Annotated in this window: 26 protein-coding genes and 1 other annotated feature; all 26 genes read right to left on the reverse strand. The window is 52.4% G+C overall.

What is annotated here, in order from left to right; all coding sequences use genetic code 11:
* Window positions 1-253: 253 nt before the first annotated feature.
* The gene (locus tag PBA01S_RS23435; RefSeq protein ID WP_255315392.1) at window positions 254-2,278 is read right to left on the reverse strand and encodes a LysM peptidoglycan-binding domain-containing protein; all 2,025 of its coding nucleotides are present in this window, start codon (window positions 2,276-2,278) and stop codon (window positions 254-256) included.
* A 161-nt stretch (window positions 2,279-2,439) separates the two neighbouring features.
* Window positions 2,440-3,321, reverse strand: coding sequence for a branched-chain-amino-acid transaminase (gene ilvE, locus PBA01S_RS18705; RefSeq protein WP_085170859.1), 882 nt, complete (start codon window positions 3,319-3,321; stop codon window positions 2,440-2,442).
* A complete protein-coding gene (pheA, locus tag PBA01S_RS18710; RefSeq protein WP_028539275.1) occupies window positions 3,321-4,217 on the reverse strand; it encodes a prephenate dehydratase in 897 nt (298 codons plus the stop codon). Before pheA ends, ilvE begins: the two co-directional genes overlap by 1 nt.
* Window positions 4,218-4,275: 58 nt before the next feature.
* Window positions 4,276-5,241, reverse strand: a complete 966-nt coding sequence (gene thrB / locus PBA01S_RS18715) for a homoserine kinase (protein ID WP_127576512.1) — start codon at window positions 5,239-5,241, stop codon at window positions 4,276-4,278.
* A complete protein-coding gene (thrC, locus tag PBA01S_RS18720) occupies window positions 5,238-6,308 on the reverse strand; it encodes a threonine synthase (protein WP_127576513.1) in 1,071 nt (356 codons plus the stop codon). The genes thrB and thrC overlap by 4 nt, the downstream gene beginning before the upstream one ends.
* Window positions 6,309-6,341: 33 nt before the next feature.
* Window positions 6,342-7,628 (reverse strand): homoserine dehydrogenase, encoded by a 1,287-nt coding sequence (locus tag PBA01S_RS18725; RefSeq protein ID WP_016311134.1) that lies wholly within the window; start codon window positions 7,626-7,628, stop codon window positions 6,342-6,344.
* A 60-nt stretch (window positions 7,629-7,688) separates the two neighbouring features.
* The gene (locus PBA01S_RS18730) at window positions 7,689-8,126 is read right to left on the reverse strand and encodes an ACT domain-containing protein (RefSeq protein ID WP_016311133.1); all 438 of its coding nucleotides are present in this window, start codon (window positions 8,124-8,126) and stop codon (window positions 7,689-7,691) included.
* Between the two features lie 129 nt (window positions 8,127-8,255).
* Window positions 8,256-9,566, reverse strand: a complete 1,311-nt coding sequence (gene obgE / locus PBA01S_RS18735) for a GTPase ObgE (RefSeq protein ID WP_016311132.1) — start codon at window positions 9,564-9,566, stop codon at window positions 8,256-8,258.
* Window positions 9,557-10,321 carry a Spo0B domain-containing protein gene (locus tag PBA01S_RS18740; protein ID WP_016311131.1) on the reverse strand — a complete coding sequence of 255 codons (765 nt, stop codon included), beginning with the start codon at window positions 10,319-10,321 and terminating at the stop codon, window positions 9,557-9,559. The genes obgE and PBA01S_RS18740 overlap by 10 nt, the downstream gene beginning before the upstream one ends.
* 154 nt (window positions 10,322-10,475) lie before the next feature.
* Window positions 10,476-10,787 (reverse strand): 50S ribosomal protein L27, encoded by a 312-nt coding sequence (rpmA, locus tag PBA01S_RS18745; protein WP_016311130.1) that lies wholly within the window; start codon window positions 10,785-10,787, stop codon window positions 10,476-10,478.
* A gap of 18 nt (window positions 10,788-10,805) precedes the next feature.
* Window positions 10,806-11,141, reverse strand: coding sequence for a ribosomal-processing cysteine protease Prp (locus tag PBA01S_RS18750; protein WP_016311129.1), 336 nt, complete (start codon window positions 11,139-11,141; stop codon window positions 10,806-10,808).
* A gap of 14 nt (window positions 11,142-11,155) precedes the next feature.
* On the reverse strand, window positions 11,156-11,467 hold the full coding sequence (rplU, locus tag PBA01S_RS18755; protein ID WP_009225178.1) for a 50S ribosomal protein L21: 312 nt from the start codon (window positions 11,465-11,467) through the stop codon (window positions 11,156-11,158).
* Window positions 11,468-11,480: 13 nt separating this feature from the next.
* Window positions 11,481-11,569 (reverse strand) — a sequence feature (ribosomal protein L21 leader region).
* A gap of 55 nt (window positions 11,570-11,624) precedes the next feature.
* Window positions 11,625-12,812: an Rne/Rng family ribonuclease gene (locus PBA01S_RS18760; protein WP_028539271.1), complete on the reverse strand. Its 1,188-nt coding sequence runs from the start codon at window positions 12,810-12,812 to the stop codon at window positions 11,625-11,627.
* Window positions 12,813-12,905: 93 nt separating this feature from the next.
* Entirely contained in the window at window positions 12,906-13,763 is an 858-nt protein-coding gene (locus PBA01S_RS18765) for a M50 family metallopeptidase (RefSeq protein ID WP_028539270.1), read from the reverse strand.
* The gene (locus PBA01S_RS18770; RefSeq protein WP_028539269.1) at window positions 13,756-14,661 is read right to left on the reverse strand and encodes a M23 family metallopeptidase; all 906 of its coding nucleotides are present in this window, start codon (window positions 14,659-14,661) and stop codon (window positions 13,756-13,758) included. Before PBA01S_RS18770 ends, PBA01S_RS18765 begins: the two co-directional genes overlap by 8 nt.
* Before the next feature lie 218 nt (window positions 14,662-14,879).
* Window positions 14,880-16,025, reverse strand: coding sequence for an FtsW/RodA/SpoVE family cell cycle protein (locus PBA01S_RS18775; protein ID WP_016311124.1), 1,146 nt, complete (start codon window positions 16,023-16,025; stop codon window positions 14,880-14,882).
* 3 nt (window positions 16,026-16,028) lie between these two features.
* Complete coding sequence (gene minD / locus PBA01S_RS18780) at window positions 16,029-16,826, reverse strand: septum site-determining protein MinD (protein WP_016311123.1); 798 nt, start codon at window positions 16,824-16,826, stop codon at window positions 16,029-16,031.
* 3 nt (window positions 16,827-16,829) lie between these two features.
* Window positions 16,830-17,489 carry a septum site-determining protein MinC gene (minC, locus tag PBA01S_RS18785; RefSeq protein WP_016311122.1) on the reverse strand — a complete coding sequence of 220 codons (660 nt, stop codon included), beginning with the start codon at window positions 17,487-17,489 and terminating at the stop codon, window positions 16,830-16,832.
* Window positions 17,490-17,567: 78 nt separating this feature from the next.
* Window positions 17,568-18,098: a rod shape-determining protein MreD gene (gene mreD, locus PBA01S_RS18790; RefSeq protein WP_016311121.1), complete on the reverse strand. Its 531-nt coding sequence runs from the start codon at window positions 18,096-18,098 to the stop codon at window positions 17,568-17,570.
* Complete coding sequence (gene mreC / locus PBA01S_RS18795; protein WP_028539267.1) at window positions 18,095-18,973, reverse strand: rod shape-determining protein MreC; 879 nt, start codon at window positions 18,971-18,973, stop codon at window positions 18,095-18,097. Before mreC ends, mreD begins: the two co-directional genes overlap by 4 nt.
* Window positions 18,974-19,068: 95 nt before the next feature.
* A complete protein-coding gene (locus PBA01S_RS18800) occupies window positions 19,069-20,103 on the reverse strand; it encodes a rod shape-determining protein (RefSeq protein WP_016311119.1) in 1,035 nt (344 codons plus the stop codon).
* Between the two features lie 123 nt (window positions 20,104-20,226).
* On the reverse strand, window positions 20,227-20,922 hold the full coding sequence (gene radC, locus PBA01S_RS18805) for a RadC family protein (protein WP_016311118.1): 696 nt from the start codon (window positions 20,920-20,922) through the stop codon (window positions 20,227-20,229).
* A gap of 131 nt (window positions 20,923-21,053) precedes the next feature.
* Window positions 21,054-21,659, reverse strand: a complete 606-nt coding sequence (locus tag PBA01S_RS18810; protein WP_016311117.1) for a Maf family protein — start codon at window positions 21,657-21,659, stop codon at window positions 21,054-21,056.
* Between the two features lie 219 nt (window positions 21,660-21,878).
* Window positions 21,879-23,099, reverse strand: coding sequence for an SPOR domain-containing protein (locus tag PBA01S_RS18815; protein ID WP_255315393.1), 1,221 nt, complete (start codon window positions 23,097-23,099; stop codon window positions 21,879-21,881).
* 172 nt (window positions 23,100-23,271) lie between these two features.
* Window positions 23,272-24,648 carry a UDP-N-acetylmuramate--L-alanine ligase gene (gene murC, locus PBA01S_RS18820; protein WP_127576515.1) on the reverse strand — a complete coding sequence of 459 codons (1,377 nt, stop codon included), beginning with the start codon at window positions 24,646-24,648 and terminating at the stop codon, window positions 23,272-23,274.
* A 5-nt stretch (window positions 24,649-24,653) separates the two neighbouring features.
* On the reverse strand, window positions 24,654-26,027 hold the full coding sequence (locus tag PBA01S_RS18825) for a bifunctional folylpolyglutamate synthase/dihydrofolate synthase (RefSeq protein ID WP_028539263.1): 1,374 nt from the start codon (window positions 26,025-26,027) through the stop codon (window positions 24,654-24,656).
* Window positions 26,028-26,057 lie beyond the last annotated feature (30 nt).

Here is a 26,057-nt window from a genome sequence, read left to right on the forward strand (position 1 = left end):
GTTTTTCGTTATCGCCGTGTTTCAGCGGCGACTTAAATAATATAACATATTGAGATTAGAAGCGCAAGCCTTTTTTTGATTTTTTTTATTTAAGGGATTAAGCAACTCGTTTTCTCTCAACATCCCACTCTCAACTCGATTTATTTCGTAGTTTTCATGGGACATTTAATATATCATATTCCGCATTCATGCTCAAGTCATTACACGAGAAAAAACAAAGCAGGAGAGTTACCTCCCCTGCTTTGTTTACTTGTTAGGCGTTAATCCACGGATTCCGGCGTCCATTCGAGCTGTCGGTACGTTGACGATTTTTTTTGCCTGCCGCTCCGTTACTCGATTTACTTTGTTTCTTCGGACTTGGCTGCGCGTCAGGGTTGCCCGAAATTTTCACGTTTTTTTTAGATGAGTTAGGCGTTTTTGATTTTGCCTCTGTTTTCTGGGACTCTCTCTCCTCCGTCTCGTCGCCGGAAGTAGAAGACTCCACCTCCCGATTAAAGTGCCCCTTCATGTTTTCGATCCCGCCTACTTCACCCTTCAAAGGTTCGTTAGCTAGCGGAGCCATGTTATTCGCTCCTGGATAGGCCATCGGATAATAGGATGACGGCATAACCGATGTTGGATAGCCTGGCACAGGTGGACCATAACAAGGCATCATTCCGGGATGATGTCCCCAATCCATCGTTTGTGGATAGAATGGATTGTTATTTGCTTCAGGAGATACGGATTGCGGTGATACTGCCTGAGGCTGCATATTCGGATTCGGATTTGCGTACGGGCTTACCGCTCCCATGTTCGGCATTTGTGAGACTGGCGCATTAGCATTAGATATCCCCGGATACTCCCCTTCCGCTGGTGACAATGCTGTTGGTGCCGGATTGCCATAATACCCAGATACGGGTTCAGCGGCAATGGGATACTGATAAAAAGGCGGATAGGCTTCCTGGGTCGTATACGGGTAAGGAGACATTGTTCCCGAGCAGCCACAAGGGGATGGAGCGTAACCCATGGCCGGAAGTGTGTACTGTGGCATAACATGACCTGGATAGGATAAGTTCGGGGATGGGTTTGGGCCATAGGTGTAAGGACTGACTCCTGTCGGTTCGCCCTTCATCGGTTCATAACCATATGGGCTGACCCCTGCCGGCTCGCCCTTCATCGGCTCATAGCCATAAGGGCTGACTCCTGTCGGTTCACCCTTCATCGGCTCATAGCCATAAGGACTAACTCCTTTCGACTCACCCTTCATCGGCTCATAGCCATAAGGATTGACTCCTGTCGGTTCACCCTTCATCGGCTGATAGCCATAAGGGCTGACTCCTGTCGGTTCACCCTTCATCGGTTCATGCCCATAAGGGCTAATTCCCATTGGCTCGCCTTTCATCGGCTCATAGCCATAAGGACTAACCCCTGTGGGTTCTCCCTTCATGGGCACATGGCTATAAGGGCTGACGTTCTGCGGCCCATAATTTGCAGGAGAAATATTCGGTTGGTAAGGATAGGGCTGAATCTGAACAGGTTCATGCTTTTTCGGCTCGTGATGAATCGGTTGGAGTTTCGTGGATTCATATTGGATTTGCTCTACTTCCACTTTGATCTCCATCGGTACGACTTTAGGCGGTTGAACTTGCGCCGGTTGTTGCTTTGGCGGTTCCACATTGATCGGTTGTTGTTTCGGTGGTGCCACGTTGATCGGCTGCTGCTTCGGCGGTTCTACGTTGATTGGCTGTTGTTTCGGCGGCTCTGTTTTCGCCGGGGCTTCCTTCGGCTTCTCGGTTTTCACCGGCTCCACCTTCTCCGGCTTTGGTGCTGTCATTTCTGGCTTGACGCCGGTTGGAGCTTTCTTTCCAGAACCGGCGATGGGAGCCGTGTTCTTCTTACCAGTTTGCGCAGGAGACATCCCTACGTTCGGCGCAGAAGGGTTGTCGGCACCACCTGACGGATTTCCCATGCCCGTAGGTATGTTGACGATGTCCCCAACCTTCAATTGATTCGGGTCGCTAAGCTGTGGGTTTGCATCAATCAGACTTTGCAAAGGTAATCCCCAAGCTTTGGACAGCTTCCATAACGTGTCCCCCTGCTTGACGACGTGCTTGTAAACATTGCCCGTTTCACCGCCAATCGGTACGGCCACAGCTGGAATCTTTACTTTGTCACCGATGTTCAACTGATTTGGATTGGCGATCTGCGGGTTAGCTTCGATCAGTTTTTCCAGAGGCACGTTATACTTTTTTGAGAGCTCAAACAAAGTATCGCCTTTTTTCACAATATGGATTTTCACGCGATAAAGACCTCCTAGGTTTCTTCTCCGGTACGTGATGATCGCCCGGGGCCCATTTATTACATCCTATGCAGGAGCCCGGTTTTTGACATCCTAGAAAAGAAAAAATCCTATCTTCCTCTTAGACCAAGGAAAATAGGATTCTTGTCGGCCTTGTCAGATTATTCCCAAACCTTCAATCCGTCCTTATCAACAATCGCGCGGAATTCTTCCAGCAGCTTCAGCGTAATTGGGCCCGCATGCCCTTCACCGATGATGCGGCCGTCAACTTCGCGTACTGCGATAACTTCGGCAGCTGTCCCCGTCAGGAACACTTCGTCGGCGACATAGACATCATGCAGCGTAAATGGCTGCTCTTGGATGTTGTAGCCTTTTTTGCGGCAAATTTCGATGATTGCTTGGCGGGTAATGCCGTCCAAAGCGCCTAAGTAGCATGGAGGAGTCGTAATAACCCCGTTCTTCACGATAAAAATATTATCGCCCGACCCTTCCGTAACGTACCCTTGCGCGTTCAGCATGATTGCTTCGCCCGCACCGGACAGGTTCGACTGAATTTTTACCAAGATGTTGTTCAAATAGTTCAGCGATTTGATCTTCGGATTCAAAGCGTCTGGGATATTGCGGCGCGTCGATACAGATACGGTTTTCAACCCCGTTTTGTAGGCTTCTTCCGAATAGATCGCCAGCTGCTCTACAATAATGATCACCGAGGCTTTCGGGCAACGGTTTGGATCAAGTCCGAGGTTGCCGGGACCGCGGGAGACAACCAGACGGATATAGCCATTACGCAGATCGTTGCGGCGAAGCGTCTCGACCAGCGCATCTTCCATTTCCTGATACGTCAGCGGAATGTCCAACATAATGGATTTAGCCGAATCGTATAGGCGGTCCAAATGCTCTTTGCATTTAAAGATGTTTCCGTTATAAATGCGGATGCCTTCAAAAATCCCGTCCCCATACAAAAAGCCGTGGTCATATACGGAAACCTTTGCTTGATCTTTTGTTACGAATTGTCCATCTAAATAAATCCATTGTTCTGCCATTATTTTGGCACCTCCGCTTTTTGTTCTCCAAATGACAAGCTGGGATAACTCCCCAGCACACGTACTTGACAGTTGAGCGCTTCGATTTCACCAATCGCTGAACTCAGCAGCACGGAATCAACCGCTTCGAGCACATCCATAATAAAATAGTAACTGCCCAGCCTCTTCTTCGTAGGGCGTGACTCGATGCGCGACAAATTCAGTTTACGCCATGCAAATGCAGACAATACCTGATGCAAGGCGCCCGGAAAATCCTCAGGCAACGTTACCAGCAGACTTGTTTTGCTTTGGGCTGCCGGGTGATTCAGTTCAAGCGGCCGCGGGCCGATCAGAACAAACCGGGTATAGTTATTATCGTGATCCGTCACATGGCGAGCCAGGACATCCAGTCCATGGCGCTTAGCTCCTAGTGCCGTGCCGATTGCCGTCCAGCCTTGTCCCGGATTTTTCTTCACCAGCTCTACCGCTTCTGAAGTGCTGCCAGTATGCTCCAGCTCCGCCTTAGGCATCTGCGAACGAATAAATTGCAAGCACTGCGCCATCGCAACCGGATGAGACAGCACCTTCGTCACTTTGCTGTAATCGATCTCGTCCGATGGATCGGCCGCTTGGAACTCTTCCTTCTTGCCAATCAAATTCTGCACGGAAGGGTATATCCATTCAATCTGCATCGGAATATCCACTTCGTGAATCAGCCAATCCATATGAAGGCTGACGGAGCCTTCAATTGTATTCTCCATCGGAATGACGCTGTAATCACTGTGTCCGCTGGCCGTGGCTAAGAAGACGTCGGATATCTGCTTGAAATGCAGCAGTTCCACAGGCTCATCGCCAAATAGATGCAGCGCCGCTTCATGAGATACCGAGCCTTCCGGCAGCAATGCTATTCGTTTCATCTCCTGACTTCCCCTCATAAGGTGCTTCAACCATTAATCTTAATCGATCACGAAGCTCTCACAAACCGTAGGCTTGAATGTGATCCAGAAAAGAACCTTCACTCTCCATAGTAAGCTCCACAACCCCCGATGTGCAAGGTTTCAGCCTCATGGTCTGCGCAGAGATGCCTTCCCCGTTCAGCACTTCCAATAAAAACGACTCCAGCTGTTCGTCCGCTCCCTGACGGCGATCCGTCAGACAGAGCAGCGTCGGGCCAGCTCCACTTAAGGCAGCCCCCAAAGCTCCATGGGCTGTCGCTTCCTCCAGAATCCGGGCCATTCCAGGTACGAGCGCAGCCCGGTACGGCTGATGCAGGCGATCGCGCATGGCAGCCGGGATCAAATCCAGCCGGCCAGCGGCTAACGCCGCAGTCAGCAGGGACGTGCGGCTGACATTGTACACCGCATCCTGCAGGCTGATCTGCTTCGGCAGCGCCTCACGCGCCTTGGAGGTGGACAGCTGGAAATCAGGAATGGCTACGAGCACCTCCAGATCGGCCGGCGGCTCAATACGCAGCACATCCGCGTGCACCCCGTCCCAGACCGCGGTAATAATCCCGCCGTACAGGGAGGCACCCACGTTATCGGGATGCTTCTCCAAGGCTGTAGCCATATCGAACAGCTTAGCCTTGCTCAAAGGCTCGCCAATCAGCAGGTTGGCTGCAAACAGCGCCCCGACGATCGCCGAAGCGCTGCTGCCAAGCCCGCGGGTTAACGGAATATCCGATTTCATCGAGATTTCCAGTTCCGGTAAAGCCACGCCGGCTTCAGCAAACACCGATTGCGCGACTTGATACACCAGATTGCTTTTATCGGTTGGCAGTCCCTCCAGGTTCCCCCCATGCAGGGTGATCACCGTGGAGGGGGCCGGTTTCATTTCAATCCAAGCATAGAGGTTAAGTGCCATACCAAGCGTATCAAAGCCGGGCCCCAAATTCGCTGTGCTCGCCGGCACCTTGACCCGGACGCCTTCCCGGCGAATCATGCCCGTGCTCCTTGCAGCTTGGAAATCGCATCCAGCACCGCTTCCTCCGTATCCTGTACGACAAGCGGTTCGCCGCCAATGCTCTTAATCGCGATGTTTGGATCTTTCAAACCATGCCCGGTCAGTACGCACACGACAGTCTCGCCGCCTCTGAAATATCCTTCCCGATGCAGTTTATATACGCCGGCGATTGAAGCAGCGGATGCTGGCTCAGCAAAGATACCTTCCTTGGCTGCGATGGTGCGATATGCATCAAGGATTTCGTCGTCCGTAACGTAGTTGATCTGCCCGCCGGATTCCTCCGCAGCGGCGACCGCTGTCTTCCAGCTGGCCGGATTGCCGATCCGAATAGCGGTTGCAATGGTCTCTGGCTCGCGGATAGGCTCACCCTTCACGATCGCCATCGCGCCTTCGGCCTCGAATCCAACCATTCGCGGTAGAGAAGTTGATTTACCACGCTCATAATATTCTTTGAAGCCTTTCCAATAGGCCGAAATATTCCCCGCGTTGCCGACGGGGATCGCAAGGACATCCGGCGCTTTCCCCAGTTGGTCACACACTTCAAATGCCGCGGTCTTTTGTCCTTCGATACGGTATGGGTTCACCGAATTGACCAGCGTAATCGGATGCTTGGCAGTGATATCACGTACGATTTCGAGCGCCCGGTCGAAGTTCCCTTCGATGGCGATCACTTTCGCCCCGTAAATCATTGCCTGTGCCAGCTTCCCGAGGGCAATATTGTTGTTCGGAATCAGCACGATGCAGTCGATGCCCGCCCGAGCCGCATAAGCCGCTGCCGCTGCCGAAGTATTTCCCGTGGATGCACACATGATCGTCGTGCTGCCTTCCTCCACTGCTTTCGCGACGGCCATCACCATGCCGCGGTCCTTAAAGGAACCGGTTGGATTCAGCCCTTCATACTTGAAATACAGGTCCAGGCCCAGCTCCTTCGAAAGGTTCTCCGCACGAACCAGCGGGGTATTACCTTCCTGCAGCGTCAGCTTCGGCGTCTTGTCGCTCACCGGCAAATATTCCTTGTACGTTTCCAGCAATCCGAGATATCTCATGCAAAAGAACTCCTTTATTCTGAATTAATGTTATTATCCCTCTACGCGATACACACTTTTGATCCGATGAATGACGTCCAGCGATTCAAAATGGGCCAACACCTTATCCATGCTTGCTTTGCTCGCATTATGCGTCACGATCATAATTTCAGCGCCTTCCAAGTTCGTATTCGGCGACTGTACGACCGACTCCAAGCTCACCTCGTATTCGGCGAACACTTGGGTGATTTGCGCCAGAACACCGGCTTTATCGTCAACGTGGAGCAACAGAAAGTTTTTATAGGCGATTTGATCGTCTGTTTTCAGCTTTTTGGGCTTATACGGGACGATGGCCTTCAAGCCGTTCACGCCAAGCTTCAGGTTCTTGACGACAGCGACCAGGTCCGCAACCACGGACGTAGCTGTCGGCATTTCGCCGGCTCCCGCACCGTAGAACATCGTTTCCCCTACAGCTTCCCCATACACATACACCGCATTGTAAACGCCGTTGACAGCTGCGATCGGATGCGTCTTCTTCACCATCGTCGGTTGAACCGTAATGCTGAACTCGTCATCCTGCCGTTCCGCGATGCCGAGCAGCTTCATTTCATACCCCAGACGCTTCGCATACAAAATATCTTCCTTCGATACCGAAGTGATGCCTCGAACATGGACATCGTTCAGTTCCACATTGGTGCGGAAACCGAGGGTTGCGAGAATCGCCATTTTACGAGCGGCATCCAATCCCTCCACATCGGAGGTCGGATCGGACTCGGCGTATCCGAGCTGCTGCGCTTCCTTCAGCACATCTTCGTAAGAAGCGCCTTCCTGACTCATTTTGCTCAAAATATAATTGGTTGTTCCGTTGACGATCCCCATAATTTTCATAATGCGATCCGAGGAAAAGCCTTCAATCAACGTGCGGATGATCGGAATACCGCCGGCCACGCTGGCTTCATAAAAAACGTCGCATTGATGCTCCATCGCCTTGGCCAGAATCTCTGAACCATACAGCGCCATCAGATCCTTGTTTGCGGTCACGATATGCTTGCCGCGCTCGAGCGCCTCCAAAATATAAGCCTTGGTCTGATCCACGCCGCCCATGACTTCCACAATTACGTCAATCTCCGGATCGCGGATGACCGACCAAGGGTCCTCTGTCAGCTTATGGGGCTCCACATGGATGCTGCGCGCTTTGTCTAAGGTCTTAACGGCAATTTTCTCAATGACGATCGGCGAACCCACCTGACTGCTGAGATCCTCCTGATGTCCTTCCAAGATCCGGACCACACCGGTCCCTACCGTGCCAAGTCCGAGCAGTCCTACTTTCACAGGCTTCACAGCCGTCCCCTCCCGTTATCCAATTACGGTTTTTTTCGTCTCATTTCTCCTCTTACCTTGTTAACCTTGACCAACGATCTGTGTTCTCCTTACGCCCGGAATGCTTTGTAACGAATCCAGCATCTCATCCAGCTCCTCAGTTAAGCGCGAGGTTTCCACGGAGATCACGACATTGGCTTTGCCTTGCAGCGGAATGCTCTGATTTATCGTCAATACGTTGCCGCCAGAACCGGCGATCAGCGCAAGCACCTTCGATAAGATCCCAGACCGGTGCTCCAAATCAAAGGAGATGGTCACAATGCTTTCCCGTTCGAATTGATTGAGTTGATGAATGCCGTCTTTATATTTATAAAAAGCGCTGCGACTTAACCCCACTTGAGCAACAGCCTCATGGACTGTTTTGGCGTCGCCGGAGGCTAAGAGCTGCTTTACCTGCAATGTCTTAACTACCGCTTCTGGCAAAATATCCTCACGAACCAAATAGTAGTGCTCCTTCACGAACGTCCTCTCCTTAGAGACTTTTGTTTTCATATAGTGGACATTATAACGGATATGACGCAGGGTGGCAATGATTTTTTGTCCTGACCCATAGCAAAAAAAGCACCTAAAAGGTGCTCTTTTCCATCCTCAGTAGTAGCTGCTGCCTTCGACGAACTCAAACTCGAAGTCCCCGATGCGGACCAACGTACCATCCTTGGCCCCCCGCTTGCGAAGCTCATCGTCGACCCCCATATGCCGCAGCGTGCGAGCCAGCTTCAGGATGGCGTCATGCGAATTTAGCTGCATCCGTTTCATCATCCGCTCGATCTTCGCACTTTCCACCACGAAGGTCTCGTTCTCGCGGCGGATCGTGAAGCCTTCGTCTTCCTTCTTGTCCAATTTGTAGATTTTACGTTCCGCCAGTTCGGTAACTTCTTCAATCGCAGGCGCCTCCGGAATTTGCTCCAGCAGCTCCGCCACGCGGTAGAGCAACTCTTGGATCCCCTGACGAGTTAAGGAAGATATCGGCATAATCTCCAAATCCCCGCGCACCTTGGCGACTTCCGCTCGGAATTTCTCCAGGTTCGCTTCAGCTTCAGGCATATCCATCTTATTCGCAGCTACGATCTGCGGGCGCTTCTCCAAATCGGCATTGTATAGCCGCAGCTCGTCGTTAATTTTCTGCCAATCGTCAAAAGGATCCCGTCCTTCCGAACCCGCCATATCAACGACGTGGACGATCAATCGCGTCCGCTCAACGTGCCGCAAAAACTCATGACCCAGACCAACCCCTTCATGGGCCCCTTCGATCAAGCCAGGCAAATCCGCCATCACAAAGCTCCGTCCGTCACCTACATCGACAACCCCCAAATTCGGGGTGATCGTGGTGAAATGGTAGGCGCCGATTTTCGGTTTAGCTGCCGATACAACGGACAACAACGTCGACTTCCCGACGCTTGGGAATCCGACCAGGCCAACATCGGCCATCACCTTCAGCTCAAGCACGACCCAGCGCTCTTCGCCCTCTTCGCCATGCTCAGCCAGTTCAGGCGCCGGGTTGTTTGGTGTCGCGAACCGGATATTGCCGCGACCTCCGCGACCTCCGCGGGCAACGACAACCTCCTGCCCATGGCGCGTCAAATCGGCAATGATCTCTTGGGTATCGTCGTCGATGACAACTGTTCCCGGGGGAACCCGGACGATCATATTCTCCGCATTCGCACCGTGCTGGCTCTTATTCCGCCCCTTCTCTCCGCGTTGCGCCTTAAAGTGCCGTTGATAACGGAAATCCATCAGCGTTCTCAAGCCTTCATCCACGCGGAAGATCACGTCGCCGCCTTTGCCGCCATCGCCGCCGGCCGGGCCGCCTTCGGGCACATATTTCTCCCGGCGAAAAGCCACCAGCCCGTCGCCGCCGTCGCCTCCCTTAACATAAATTTTCGCTTTATCTACAAACATGCGTTCACCTCGTTTATTTTTCCACAAGCCACCCGGAGCCGCAGGGAACCGTCTTCCTCCTCACCACGGTCAGCTTTCACCCGCATTCCTGCCATTCCTTCATCAAGAAGACGAACAAGCACCTCCGGATTCCCCTTCGATCCGACCTGTTCAAACCGAACGATGACTTCGCCGTCCTCACGGTACATCGACATCTTTAATTGAAGCGTCTCTCCCCAAGAGGAACGCCCTTTATACTGGAAGATCCGCACCGTTTCCACGATGGCTTCCGTCAGTTCTTCCGCTTGCTCCGCAGTAAGCAATTGATCCAACTGCAGTTCGTCCTCAATCTCAACGTCCAGATGAACTGAACCATTGACCTCGCGGAACGATTGCAAATAGAAAACTAAGGCCGGAATGCCTAACCTGGAAATTTTACTTTCTACGGCCATTCGTTCTTTTATTCTTTCCACGCAATCCGCGAGTTTATCAATTTTCCGTAGTTGGATATACCCATACAAAATCTGCAGATCGTTCATCCAATCGTGGCGATGATGACCCAGCGTCGCAGAGGCCGTTCGTTGGACCGATTCCAGCAAATGCTTCCGCTCGATCTCGGCTCCTTTCCGAAGATGCCGTACATATAGCCCAAACAACACGAAAAGAGCCCCGCACAGGAGGACCTGTCCGATCGGCGACTTCAGAAAATAAGCAAGTGTTAGGCTAACGACCGCGATCAATCCGATCATTGCCCTCACCATGAACCGATGTTTCATATCTTCCCCGTTCCTCTAACAGATTGGGCGGAATGAACTTCCCACCCTGGCATCCCTACCCAGTATAACATACCTCAACCAAGTTGGCTTCCGTTATGTATGTAAAAAAGTAAAGCCCTGACACCAACGTGCCAGGGCTCTTGATTCATAGCTCTTAAGCTTCGACTGTAGCCGCTACAGGAGCGGTTTCCACAGGGTAGACGCTCACTTTTTTGCGATCGCGACCCCAACGTTCGAATTTCACAACGCCGTCGATTTTCGCAAACAGCGTATCGTCCGAACCGATGCCTACGTTTGTACCTGGGTGGATTTTCGTACCGCGTTGGCGAACGAGAATGCTTCCGCCCGTTACCACTTGGCCATCAGCACGTTTCACGCCGAGGCGTTTCGCGATGCTGTCGCGTCCGTTCTTTGTGGAACCTACGCCCTTCTTGGAAGCGAACAACTGGAGATCCAATTTCAACATTGTAGTCTACCTCCTTCTTTAAATAATGACGTCCTGTATCTGAATATACTTCCCGTATGATTCTTCGATACTCTTCAGCATAACGACAAGCGAGGCAAGTAACAATTGCGCTTGCGCTCCAGCTTCTTCCGTATCGACCGTATCAGGAAGATCCGCGCTAAGAAAGCCGTTCTTCATCCTGGAGTCCATCACAATGCCCGTCAACGCCTCGATCGAGTTGACCGTTCCCACGGTCACAGCCGACACGCCCGCACAGACGATGTCCTCACCGGCTTTCGCATAGCCGGCATGGCCTTCCACTTTGAAGCCTGCAATGTCATTATTCTTCCGGCGTAATATTGAGACGATAATCAAGTTATCGCACCTTCTTACGCTTGGATTTTCTCGATCGTTACTTTCGTGTAAGGTTGACGATGACCTTGTTTCTTGTGGTAGTTCTTCTTCGGCTTGTATTTGTATACGATCACTTTTTGGCCTTTGCCATGCTTCTCGACTTTCGCCGTTACGCTAGCGCCGGATACCAATGGAGTTCCCGTTACCAAACCTTCACCTTTCGATACTGCCAACACACGGTCGAACGTTACGCTTGCACCGTCTTCTGCGTTCAATTTCTCGATGTAAAGCACATCGCCTTCTTGAACACGGTATTGTTTACCGCCGGTTTCGATAATTGCGTACATTTGCTTGCACCTCCTCATGTCTCAGACTCGCCTGATTCAGGTGCCGTTAGACGCTTTGGTCCAGCGAACTTGTTAACCCGATCGGAGCGGTTGCAGCATGTGCACAAGCTAACTCATGACACATACCCTAATATACTATCATGCACCTTACAAAAAATCAACTGATTACCGTAATCTCTTCCCGCATTCTTTTGCGTGTCATTTCCAGCAGGCCAAGCTTGGTCCATCCTAAAATATGGTGTTGCGTACGGTCGCCGGCCATCGCCTGCTCCAGCCGCTCCCAAACCGCCGATCGATGCTCGTCGCTGCTCATGTCGATAAAATCCACGATGATAATGCCGCCGGTATCCCGCAGCCGAATCAGTCGAGCCATCTCCTGCGCCGCCTCCAGATTGGTGCGGAAGACCGTATCCTCCAGGCTGTCTCCTCCGGTGAACTTACCGGTATTCACGTCGATCACGGTCAACGCCTCCGTCGTGTCCCACACGAGGTAGCCGCCACCCGGCAGCCAAATTTTTCGCTGAAAATCCTTCTCCAACTGCGGTCTCACTTCATAATAATCGAAGATCGGCACTTCGCTTTCGTGCACAATGATGCGCGGCGTCTCTCCCGGCAGCATCGCCTGCAGAAAAGCAAGCGCCTCCTCTGCCTGCTCCGGACAATCCATGATTAGCTCGTCCGTCTCCGGGCTATACACGTCGCGCATCAAACGTTGGATCATGCTCAAATCCTGGTGCAGCACAACCGGTGCTGACGCCTGCTTCGCCTTCTCCTGGATAGCAGCCCATTGCTTACGCAGCTGTGCGAGATCTTCCGCGATCGCCTTGCCATCCTCTTCCTCGGCAACCGTGCGCAGAATCAATCCTTCTTCCTCACTGCGCAACTCCTCGCCAAGTTGCTTGAGGCGTTGCTTCTCCTCTTCACGTGCGATCTTCTTGGAGACCGCCACATACCCTGCCGTCGGCATGTAGACCAGCCAGCGCCCCGGCAAAGAATAATGCGTCGTCACCCGCGCACCTTTGTTGCCGATCGCTTCTTTCACCACCTGGACAACCAGCTCTTGCCCTGGCTTCAGGAGCTCTGAGATCGACGGTTTTTGCTTCGGCTGCTTCTCCAAATGAGGGTGCAGCACATCGTCGATATAGAGAAACGCATTCTTTTTTTGACCGATATCCACAAAAGCGGCCTGCATCCCCGAAATGACATTCGCCACTTTGCCTTTCACAAAGCTGCCAACCAATCCCCGATGTTGAGAACGCTCCGCCGCATATTCCACCAGTTTGCCGTTTTCGAGAAGCGCAATTTCGGTAGAGCCAGGTCCGCAGTGAACAATCATCCTCTTCATGATCTCACCCTTCATACTTTCGTCATCCATTGATCATGAACTCGCTCATTATCAAGTAACATGCCCGTTCCATTATATCACGTCTGTCGCGCTTCAAGCCCCGGACCCTCCCTGTAAGAAAGAGGAAATCACTCGTTGTTCCGGAACGACCGCCACGATATTCCCCTGTTGGTTCATCACATAGATGAAATGGTATTTTTCTCTCTTAAATAGACGCAAAATATGATCCAAAGGTTTCGTTTTCTCCGCGACGATTGGTTGGGCCAATGTCCCGTTCAGCAGATGTCTGGAAAAGCTGCGATCCCGGTTCACCAGGAAACGGATAAAACGATAGGGAATGTTCCGATAATCCATCAGATTGGAATATAGCAAGAAGAGGCCAATCAGCAGAAGATTCAGCTGCATCCCGCCTAATCCGAGCCATAGCGGTAAGAATGAGTAGGCGACCAGCAAGACGCTGAACAACAGACTGATACGATAAGACCAGAGCAACGTGGCATAATAAGGCATCACCAGGCTGCATAATGCCTGCGAGATTTTCCCGCCATCCAGCGGCAGGATGGGCAGCAGATTAAATAAAGCGATAAGCAAATTACTTTGAATAAAATAGCTCAAAAATGGCCCGTCCCAGATTCCGATAGCATGAAGAAGCAAGGAGGCACTGATCAGCATCAGGTTCTGCAGCGGGCCAGCCAAAGCGATGACGATCTCGCGACCCGCTGTAAGATTCCCGGCATCCTCCATGACCGCTACGCCTCCAAAGGGAAGCATTTGAACGGACAGCACTTTAATGTCGTACATGCGAGCGGCAAACACATGGCCCATCTCATGCACGAACACGATTGTGAACAAGGCAAGCAGCTCCAGAAAGTGGCCGGTCAGTACAGACATCAGCATAATGATGACGAAAAAAGGGTGGAACGAAATCGCGATGCCGCGCCACTTAATCAAACGGAATCACATCCGCCGGGTCGATATACCGGTCATCTTTTTTGATGGCAAAATAAAGCGTCGGCAAAGGCGACTGCGTTCGCGGCGGAAGGCTGCCCAGAACATCGCCCCCTTCCAGCCAGTCCCCTTTTTCCACGGAGATCTGATCCAAATGTCCATACACCGAGAGGTATCCCCCAGCATGTTGTACCGTCACAGTTTGTCCGGTCTCGGCTTCCCGGGCAACGCGAACCACCCGTCCGGTATCGATGGCTTTGACCTGTAAGCTGCCGGTGTCAGGAATAATTTCAACCCCTTTAAGGCTCAAGGCAAATGGACTGGCAAGGCTTCCTTCAATCGGCAAGGAGAAAGCGGCTGTCGCGCCTACTCTCAGCCCATGATCTTCATTGGTTTTAAAAATGGGAATAAAGGATGGCGCCCCGCCGAAATAACGTTCATACCAGGCTTGGGCCGCTTGGAAATCCATCTCCACGGTCAGCGACTTAGCAATAAATGCGCGGATGGGCGTCGCCCAGGCTGGCTCATAGCGGTTCATGCCCCAGATCGCCGCAAACAGCAACGTACTGATCACTAGGCGAACGAACATCGCGGACCAGAACGTCGGACGTCTTCCTGATCCAGGACCCATGAGCTCGTCGTCACCTTTTCCGCCCCCATAGGCGCCTGCATAAGGATCCTGCCAGCGGCCTTGCCCGCGCTTCCATAACAACTCAGGATCGGGATCGCTGTCGTCCTGACCTGAACTCGCAGGCCGTGGCTTGCTTCTTGGAGGCGCAACTGCTCGTCCAGGAGCAGATCCCCAGCCCGGATCCGTCGGCAACGGCCCTACGGCGTCTTCCATCGTCAGTTGCCGGATCCGCTCCGCTCTCCGCTTTTTGACATTTGATTTCACGTCCATGCTCTTAACCCCCCACTCCGCTCCACAATTTCGTGGTTGTCCCATAAGTCATCCGTTCTGCCGCTGCCTGCTCTCTGGCAGGGCCTGTACTTCATACTTATGAGCCACAGGAATGGAATATGAACAAGCTTGGGGTTATCGAATCGCACCTGCGAAATCACCCAGAAGTCGGTAGCCCAGCCCATCAAAAAAACCGGTGCTCCCGGCACCGGTTTATCCTAATCCACCTTATATTTCTCCTGATGCAGCTTAATGCTGAACACCAGTCCGATACATAACATATTGATCAGCAGCGAAGTTCCTCCATAGCTGATGAACGGCAGTGTAATCCCGGTAATCGGCATCAGACCGATCATCATCCCGACGTTCTCGAAAATTTGAAACAGAAACATCGCTACGATCCCCACAATCATGTACGCGCCTCGTTTATCGATACAATGCAGGGCGATTAAGATCATCCTGTAAATGAACAAGAAGTAGAGCAGCAGCAGCACGGAAGCCCCGATGAACCCAAACTCCTCGCCAACGACAACAAAAATCGAGTCCGAATACGGATACGGAACGAATTTCTTGTTCTTTAAGTCGCCTTTCATGTAACCGTCGCCGAGCAGTCCCCCGGAGCCGATAGCGATCTTGGCGTAGTTGGATTGGTGCCGATCGTCGCTCGACGCTTGATCCGGGTTGATAAACGTGTTGATCCGCTGGTACCAGTGAAGCTTCCGATGTTTCTCCAAATAGTCTTGAATCTGCGTATTATAGGCGTTAAACAATGTGACAAACAATATCAATCCCGCGACCGCCGCAGCTAAACCGATCAAAACATGGCTGTATCTGGCATTGCCAATCCACAGCATCCCTACTAACACGACGAGATAAATGATCGCATTTCCCAAGTCCGGTTGAATCAACACCAAAAAAAACGGCAGCAGCGTCACCAGCGTGATCGGAATAATATCGCGCCGGAAGTGAAGCGGTTGCCCCATTTTTTTGCCTAATAAATAGCCTGTCGTCAAAATGAGAATAACTTTAACCAATTCGGCCGGCTGAAATTGTAACCCGCCAATCTTGAACCAGCTGCGCGCCCCGTTGATTTCCGGCGCAAACAGGTAGACGAGCACCAGCAGCACGCAGCCTGCCCCGTACACATACCAGCTGTACCGAAGCAACGTACGGTAATCCACCAAAGCCATACCGAACACGACCACGAACCCTAGCAAGTAAAAGATGATCGTCTTCAGATCATTCCCCTGGAATTCCGTCTCATAGGGAGCAATAGCACTGCGCACCAGGAGGGTACTAAACACCATAAACAATGCGAGTATCCCTACCATCAGCCAGTCCACATGTTTAAGTTTAAAAAACAACGGTTATCCACCCATTCCAAAAAACTTCTTAAAGCGCGTAAATACACCCTTCTTCTGATCCAGCAGCATCAGCGGCACCGTGTCGCCCAAGATCCGCCGCGCGATGTTGCGATAGGCGATCGCCGCCGGAGAATCCGGATTCATCACCGTCGGCTCCCCGCTGTTAGCCGCTTTGATGACCTTCTCATCATCTGGCACGATGCCGATCAGATCGATGTTTAGTACCTGTAAAATGCCTTCAATATCCAACATATCCCCGGATTTCATCATATTGATCTTAATCCGGTTCACCACCAGCTTCGGTGAAGAAATATGCGAGTTCTCCAAGAGCCCGATAATTCGATCCGCATCGCGTACAGCAGCATGCTCCGGTGTCGTGACCACGATCGCCTGGTCCGCCCCGGCAATCGCGTTTTTGAACCCTTGCTCGATCCCGGCCGGGCAGTCGATAATCACGAACTCAAATTCTTTCTTCAGCTCCAGAATAATATCCTTCACCTGGTCTGGCGAAATCGCGTTTTTATCCTTCGTTTGCGCCGCCGGCAGCATATACAGCTCATCGAACCGCTTATCCTTCACCAGCGCTTGATTCAGTCGGCAGCGGCCTTCGGCCACGTCGATCAAATCATAGATGATCCGATTTTCGAGCCCCATGACCACGTCCAAATTCCGCAAACCGATGTCCGTATCCACTAAACATACTTTTTTCCCCAGAAGCGCAAGCGCCGTACCGATATTGGCTGAGGTTGTCGTTTTGCCTACCCCGCCCTTACCGGACGTAATTACGATAGCTTGTCCCATGATTCACACCCCTTTAAACACGTTAAGGTCCGGTCTCACCCGGGTGATATTGATGATTTTGTCGATCTGCATCTTCCCTTCCCGTAGAAAAGCGAACTCCATGCTTGTCTCCCGGTTCTCCCATTCATCCGGGGGGCGGCTGATCGTTTCCGCGATTCGAAGCTGCGTTGGAGACAAGTACGAAGCTGCAATGATCGAGTTCTCATTGCCCTCAAAGCCTGCATGAGCCATCCCGCGCAGAGCGCCGAGAATCAGAATGTCGCCGGTACAGCGAATCGTCCCCCCGGGATTCACATCGCCAATAAACAGCAGATTGCCCTCATGATGCAGCACCTGACCCGAGCGGACAATCCCCGCAATCGTCGTCAGCGCTCCCGGCGCATCTGCCCGAACAACTTCCGGCATCTCAAAGGAGCGGACAAGCAGATTGCCTTTTTGCTTCAATATATCAAGAATCATTTCCTTTTGATCCTCAGTGACGAGTCTCATCCCCAGCTTCACATCAACATGGATGATCGGCCCGGTTAAAATATGTTGATGGCTAAACTCCAATTTATACTTTAATTCCTCTAGAAGACTCGAAAAATCACATTTGTCGTCCAGCAGGAAAACCAGGCCATCTTTTACGCCTTTAATCGTCACGTGGTTGGATTTTACTGTCATGAGCCTGTCCCTCCCCCCTAATCAATTCGCGCCGAAGCAGAAAAGTTCCTGCTTACGGCAAGCAAAATAAGCGGGAAGTCAAGCATTCTCCTCGGGAGAGCGTCTGCGGGTAATGATTTCGAGCTGCCGTCGCAGCGGTACGTAGATCGCCAAAGCAAATCCAAACTGCACGAGTACGTTTGGGATAATGTGATTTTTCAACGCCCATGTATACGGCTGGTGAATCAGTTCAAACAGCGTGTATGTCCCGAACAGAATCGAATCCAGCAACAGGCCGCCCAGCAGCACCACGATCATCATCAGCGGCAACGGTGCCCGCTGGTTGCGGGACAAGAGCCCCAGCAGATACCCGGACAACCCCATCGCGAAGGAGTAGGCTCCGATCAATGCTCCGTAAAAAACGATATCGTGCAACATCCCAAACACCAGGCCAAGGATTAACCCGGAATGCCGATTCTCATAAACCGAGAAATAAAGAATAACGACGAAAACCAGATGCGGGGCAATCCGCGTCTGCCATGCCGCAGGGATTAGCCAAGGAACTAAAGTTCCCTCCAGAATAAACAAGAGGAACAGCAGCAGGAACAAAATCAATTTGCGCTTGTTCACTCGCCTTCACCTTCCGGTTCGAACACGATAAACAGTTCCTTCCAGTCAGTAAAGTTCGCAGCCGGTTCCACTGTAGCCGTATACGTCAGCCCATATTCGCCAACCTGAATGTCCTTCACCGTGCCAATCACCATGCCGCGCGGAAATACGCCGCCAATCCCGGAGGAGACGATCGTATCTCCTGTCTTTAGCGGAGTCGCATCTTCAATGCGTGTCATGAGGAACATTCCCTGCTCGCGATCGAACGTTTCGATCATGCCAAAGACGTCGTTCTCCTTCCCTTGCGCCGTCACGGCAATGCCGTTGGAATTCGGGTCCTTGGCATCCATTGAAGTGGCAAGTCGGACCGTGGACGTAAAGTTGCTGACATGACTGATCACGCCAACCAACCCTTTCTCGGAGGTCACGGCCATCCCCTCTTTCACGCCTTCCCGAGCCCCTAAATTAACCACGATCGTGCGATTGACGGGATCGTCATTCACACTGATGACCTGGGCAATTTTCCAGGTGTAATCATAGAGCCTTTTTTGCGCTTCCGTGAAATCGAGCTTATTCTGCAATCGTTCGTTTTCTTGAGCGATCCAGTTATACGTCGCTTTGTCACGTGTATAGTGAGCTAAAGCAATCTTGAGCTGCTCGTTCTCCTCCTGCAGCGCACGCAGGTTCGAAATATCTTCAAAGAAGCCCGCTACATAGCTAGCGGGCTTGTAAAACACGTATTGCACGAAGCCAACCGTGTCCTTGACGAATTTCTCCGGCCAGGACAAGTTGGTTCTTGGCCCCAGCGTAAACCCCATCACCGCAATAAACAAAATAAGTCCCATCAACAAAATAAATAATCTTTTGTTGCCAAGCAGCTTAAACAGTTTTCGCACCCTCCAACCATACATGATTTCTTGGAAAAACGGCATTGGCCGTCCAATTCAGGACGGCGCCGCTTTGATATCAGGGGTGCCTTCTTCCGTGCGAATTATCGCTTGGAACGAAGGGCTGAACTACTTTTTGATTTGAATAAATGGATATTATCCAAAGCCCGGCCCGTACCGATCGCTACACAGTCGAGCGGATTCTCCGCCACAATCACCGGCATGCCGGTTTCGCTGGCCAGCAGTTTATCCAGATTACGCAGCAATGCGCCGCCGCCAGTCAGCACGATCCCCCGGTCCATAATGTCTGCCGCGAGTTCCGGCGGACATTTCTCCAAGGTGACCTTCACCGCGTCTACGATCGCACCAACTGTATCGCTCAGCGCTTCGGAGATCTCATCGGAAGTGATCGTGATCGTCTTCGGCAGTCCTGTCACAAGATCGCGACCGCGAATCTCCATCGTTTCGACCTTCTCCAAGGCAAGTGCGGAGCCGATATCCATCTTCAGCTGCTCGGCCGTTCGCTCCCCGATCATTAGATTATATTGGCGCTTGATGTATTGAATGATAGCCTCATCCATCTCATCACCTGCTACACGGACGGATTTGCTCGTGACGATCCCGCCCAGCGAGATCACCGCAACTTCCGTCGTCCCGCCGCCGATGTCCACGACCATGCTGCCGGTTGGTTCCCAAACCGGCAAATCCGCACCAATCGCCGCGGCGAACGGCTCCTCAATCGTATAAGCCTCGCGTGCGCCGGCTTGCTTCGTCGCGTCCTCAACTGCCCGTTGCTCAACGGCTGTGATGCCCGACGGTACGCAAACCATGACGTTCGGGTGGCGCTGGAACAACGAACGCTTCTTCTGCGCTTGACCAATAAAATATTTAATCATCGTTGCCGTTGTATCGAAATCCGCGATCACACCATCCTTCATCGGACGGATCGCCCGAATGTTGCCGGGGGTTCTGCCGATCATCTTCTTGGCCGATTCTCCGACGGCCACGATGTTTTTCGTGTCGGTATGGATCGCTACCACCGAAGGCTCGCGGACGATAATGCCCTTGCCTCTCGTATATACCAACGTATTTGCCGTCCCTAAATCAATACCCAAGTCTTTTGTAAAGCCACCCAACATGCTGCTTCTTCCTTTCCTTCTGTATCTAACCTATTATATTAGAGGTTGTTCAAAAAGTCATCTTCCGATCACGGTGTTTCATCTTCGATGCAAGCTCGACGGCGAATCTTGAATTCACTGAAGTTACATCAAGCCCCGTTCTTTCAAACTGACGAACTTGCCGTCCCCGATGACGATGTGATCGAGCACATCGATGCCGATAATTTCCCCCGCCTCACAAAGCCTCCGCGTCATCCGGATATCCTCCGGGCTTGGAGTAGGATCCCCGCTGGGATGATTGTGGGCACATACGACAGAAGCGCTGCTGCATTTGATCGCAGCCCGAAATACCTCACGCGGATGTACAATCGATGCGTTCAGACTTCCGATCGAAAGCGTCTCTTGAGCAATAACATGATTTTTTGTATTCAAAAAAAGACATACAAAATGCTCTTTCTGCAAATAGCGCATTTGCTCCATCAATAGCTCGGCCGCATCGTGCGGACTGCGGATGACTGCTTGATCCGGCAGCCGCGATTTGGCCAGTCGCTGCCCCAACTCAATCCCCGCCTTCAGTTGGATCGCTTTTGCGGGTCCGATGCCTTTCAGCATGGTCATCTCTTCCAGGCTGACATCCACCAGCCCACGCAACCCGCCTAATTCGGCGAGCAATCGCTGGGCCATATGAACTGCCGATTCCTGATGTGTTCCCGTGCGGAGCAGAATCGCCAGCAATTCCGCATGGCTGAGCGCTCCTGCCCCGTATTTGATCATTCGTTCCCTTGGCCGCTCCTCAGAAGGAAGATCACGCAGCATATAGGGAGTTTGTGCTTGCTCCATCGCTATCCCTCGCTTCCGAAATAGTATCAGGCCGCTCCCGGTTATTCCGAGTCCGCCCGTCCTTGGTTTCGGAAGGATATGCTTTATCACTTCCCGATGACCTGCCAAACGCGGCAAGCTCAGTCCCCTGCTTACAGTACCTGAATGTCGAAATCCTTCAACATGTCCACAAGCAGCGAAACCGGCAAGCCCACAACATTAAAATAACATCCTTCAATTCCAGTAACGATCGTAGCGCCAAGGCCTTGAATCGCATACGCTCCAGCCTTGTCCAATCCTTCCCCGCTACGAGCATAGGCTTGAATTTCCGCTTCGGTTAAAGCCTTCATCCTTACGGTCGTCGCCCGGTAATCCACGTGGCGTCGCCCCGTTAAGGCGTCTATGCAGGCTACGCCGGTATACACCACATGCGCGCGTCCCTGCAGGCTTCGCAGCATATCCGCTGCCTCTTGGGTGTCCTTCGGTTTACCCAATACTTCGCGGTCTCGGACCACGATCGTATCGCTTCCAACGATCACTGCATTACGGTCTGCCGAAGAATCAAGCTCCCGGTAAACGGCTTCCGCTTTGCGCCCGGCAAGCTCCATCACGATTTGCTCCGGCGGTAACGACGCTTCGAAGGATTCCTCGGCATGGCTCGGAACTACTTCGAAAGGAATCGCCAAAGACGCGATCAATTCACGCCTGCGAGGTGAAGTGGAAGCAAGAATAATCCGGCGCAATTTTGCGGTATCCATTATGGAACTCTCCTTTGTAGAAAACGAATTGATGTCCTGAATGGTTACATGCATAAGTTGGTAAAAAATAGATAAGAATCGACAGCGGTTTGCTGTCATCCCCGCCATTTTTTGACACTAACCTATTATAAGATTATTATGGCCCCAGGCGCAAACACAAAAAGGACAGGGGAAACTATTTCCAGCCCCTGTCCTTGGTCCTATTTTCCTGCTGCATATTTATGCTCCGGCGTGAACGAGGGATTGCTCGGCCATAATGAAGCGCATCATCTCATTTTGCACTTCCCAGAGCAGCGTTTTCGCCCTGTTTTTCTGATATTCGCTCATGGCCTCGACCGCCCCGTTGATCGCTTTCTCCATTTCCCCGGCTAGGGCGGCTCCCTCCGCGGACCATTTGCCGCGGATCGCCGAAGCCCTTTCTGTCCAAGCTTGGTGCTTGGCACCCAATTGTTCCAATTCCGGATGCTGCTGCGGTTGCGGGTCCGCTTCGGTTAATAGCGCAGCGGATGAAGTGCTAAGCAGATCAACCAGCTCTGCACTTTGCGCCATAAACCCTTCCAAAGCTTCACGTTCGCCGGCAAAAGGAACATTGGCCACTGCTGGTAACGAAATCTCGTGCAAAATCAGCTCCACGCCTGCCGCCTTGAGTTGGCCGGTCAGCAGTTTCGACTGCTCACGATCCGTGGAAACCCCGGCATATACCCGCTTCTCGTCGACCGTATCCCGCGCCGCTGCAATGCCGGACGCCTGCAGCTCTTCTTGTGCCAGCTGTACACCCTGGGCTGTGCTAAACACGCCATATTGCAAAAAGTAGTAGGTCTGTTCCGGCAATGCGACACTAATGAGCGGAGCGTTGTCCTCTTTGGCGGGGTCCTCTCCTTCAATCTCCCCCATGGCCGGCTGGCTTGCGGTGTCTCCCTTTTCCTCCTGCTGCGTCGTGTTCGTATTGATTCCCGGAAGAGGGAGCTCGACCTCCTGATTAAATAAAGATAGCACGACATACCCAAACAGTGCGCCCGTAACAATCGCTCCGGTCAAAGAGCCGGCCACCTTCCACCAGGAGGTTCGGTGTGGACGGGTATAGATAGGAGGGGCATCTTCCTGCCACTCTGTTTGCCAAGGATCATTGCCGTAAATCTCTTCCCACGCCTTATCAGCCGCAGATGCAGTAGAGTAAACAGACATATCCGCCTTCTCCATTGCCCAATCATCCCGATCGGTTACCGTCGGATCTTGGCGTCGTCTCTGGTCTTGACCGCCCGGGAAAACAGTGAGCCCCATCCCGGTATGGTCTGTGAAGGGATCTCCCCATTCCTCCACCGTTTCTACCGCGCGATATTGGGGTGTCGACCTCCGTATTGGCTCCTCCGCAATCTCCCGCTCTGGCCGGATTTCCCGGCCATCCCTGTCAAACCGGAATGTCATTTTGGCTTTGTTCACGGTCCGCACGCTCCTTGTCCATTCTTTTACCCTATCCATATGAGAGCGATCCAACGGTTATGCCAAGCCTGTACAAGGGTGAAGCTTCTATTTGGTCAGGAACGAAAAAACGGTCTTTACCGGGAACCTCATCCCGGTAAAGACCGTTCATATTAAGTGTCAAGCTGGGGATTTAGTTAGACAACCCTTTGGCCAGCTCGTAACCCACTTTGTAAATGTCGCCTGCTCCCATCGTCAGCACGAGATCGCCAGGCTTCAGCCGGTGCTGTAAATCGGCAATCACATCCTGCTTCGTTGGCAAGTAACGGGCACCAGGATTGCTGTTCTGCTTGATCAATTCAACCAGCTTCGAAGAGCTCACGCCTTCGATCGCTTTCTCTCCGGCCGGCGAATAAATGTCGGTGATGATCACCTCATCCGCATCCCCAAACGCCCGGCTGAACGCATCCAGCAAGAAGAAGGTGCGTGTATACCGCTGCGGCTGGAAGACGGCGATAATCCGTTTGCCGGTTGCCTTGGCCGCTGCGATCGTCGCTTGGATTTCCGTCGGATGGTGAGCGTAATCATCGATGATCAGAATGCCGTTCTTCTCTCCAAGCACCTGGAAGCGGCGTTTCGCTCCATGGAAGTGGCGCAACGCTTTGGCAACTTCATCAAACGGAATGCCGGCCTCCATGCAGACGATCACGGTCGCCATCGCATTGTAAACATTATGCCGGCCAGGCACAGACAACTCGATCGTCCCGAGTTCCTGGTCGCCATGATGCATTTTAAAGGTGACACAGCGATCCCCCAGCTCGATCTCCCGGGCCGTATAGTCACAGTTGGTCTCGATACCGTACGTAATCGTCGGGCTTTGAACCCGAGGAAGCAATTCCCGTACGTTCGGGTCGTCTCCGCATACAACAGCCTTGCCGCCCGGTTTTATCTGGTTTAGAAACTGCACGTAGGCTTCCTTCAGGCGATTGAAATCACCTCCGTAGTTCTCCAAATGGTCAGCCTCGATGTTGGTCACTACGCCAAGCAATGGATAGTACTGCAGGAAGGAGCCGTCGCTTTCGTCAGCTTCCGCAACCACGCATTTTCCTTGTCCGGCTTTGGCATTTGTGCCCATATCCATAATTTCCCCGCCGATAATGTAGGTAGGATCGGTACCGCAAAGCTCCATCGCCAGCGCGATCATCGACGAGGTTGTCGTTTTGCCATGAGCTCCGGCAACAGCAACACCGTTACGCTCATTCAAAAGGCGGGCCAGCATCTGAGAGCGATGCAGCACCGGTATGCCTTGCTCTTGCGCTTCCAAACGCTCCACATTATCCTGCGGCAGCGCGGTAGAGTAAACGACCAAATCCGCCCCATGCACGTGTTCGGCGGTATGGCCGATATAGATTTTTGCTCCCTTCGCGGCGAGCTTCTCCGTCAACTCTTGGGAGGCAACGTCCGATCCCGTGACGGTATACCCCATTTCCAGCATCACGCGGGCAATGGCGCTCATGCCATATCCGCCGATACCGATAAAATGTACGTGTTGTTCGGTCGTATTTAACAAAATGGTCACCAGCCTTTTTCAGAATCGGTTTGATGCAAAAGGGCCGCCCGCACGTCCGAGATCAGATACAACGTGCCGGTGACTACCCCAAGATCCTCCCGTTCCGTCCGTGACTCCAAAAGCGAAAGGGCTTTTCTCCAGTCACGTTCCACGATGATTTCCAAATCCGCTTTCGCTTCTGTCCCCTGTAGTTCGGCCACGAGTTCATACAACGCATCGGCGTCCATTTTCCGGCGAAAATCGGGCTCGGTCAGAATTAGCGTATCCACTATTGGTAATATATGCTTCAAGTAGCCCTGATGATGCTTGTTGGCCAGCATCCCCATCATCAAATGCAGCTTACGGTATTGGAACGCTTCAGGCAGGCTTTTCGCCAGCGAAGCAGCCCCCTCCGGATTATGTGCTCCGTCCAATACAAGGCGAGGTTCCTCCCGCACCACTTCCAGCCGTCCAGCCCAGAAGGCGGTACGGAAACCGTCCTGCACCTGTTCATCCTCGAGGATAAAAGCCATATACTGCCGCAACACTTCCAGCACCATCATGACGCCGGCGGCGTTCTTGCATTGATGCTCCCCAAGCATGCGAATTGTAAAATCCATCTCCCGGAATGGACCTTGAAAATGCAACTGCTGCTCCTTGGCATCCACGGCCACCCGCTCGTACCGGAACTGTTCCCCCATCAGATACAGGGTAGCATGTTTGGCTGCCGCCGTTTCCTTCAGTACGGCAACGGCCTCCGGTTGTTCGGCACAGCTGACTACGGGCACTCCCGCCTTGATAATGCCAGCCTTCTCACGGGCGATTTGCTCGATGGTATCGCCAAGGACGTCCATGTGATCCATGCCGATGTTCGTAATCAAAGAGACGATCGGCGTCACAATATTGGTCACATCCATCCTTCCCCCAAGCCCGGTCTCCCATACTACCACATCGGGATAACACACTTCCGCAAAATATAAAATCGCGATCGCTGTGCTCACCTCGAACATGGTTGGGGATCCGAGTTCAGTCTCGGAAATTTCAGCCACCAATGGAGCAATCCGGTTCGCCAGATCGAGCAGCACCGTCTCAGGGATATCTTCCTCATTATATTGGAAACGATTTGTGAACTTAGTGATATAAGGGGACGTAAAAGTCCCCACTTGATAACCGCATTCCCGGAGTGTCCGGGTCAGGAAAGCGCAGGAGGAGCCTTTACCGTTCGTCCCCGCCACATGGATAAATTTCAGCCTCCGTTCGGGATGGCCTAACTTTTCCATCATGAGCTCGATCCGTTCCAAGCCGGGACGGATGCCAAACGGCAACAGCCCGTTGATCCAATCAACCGCTTCAGCGTAGCTCTTGAGCGGCCGTGCTTCTTCCTCTGTACGATCCCCCATGTCAGTCACCTTCACTTAATATTAGTGTAG

It is taken from the genome of Paenibacillus barengoltzii NBRC 101215, from assembly GCF_004000745.1.
GTDB classification, from domain to species: domain Bacteria; phylum Bacillota; class Bacilli; order Paenibacillales; family Paenibacillaceae; genus Fontibacillus; species Fontibacillus barengoltzii.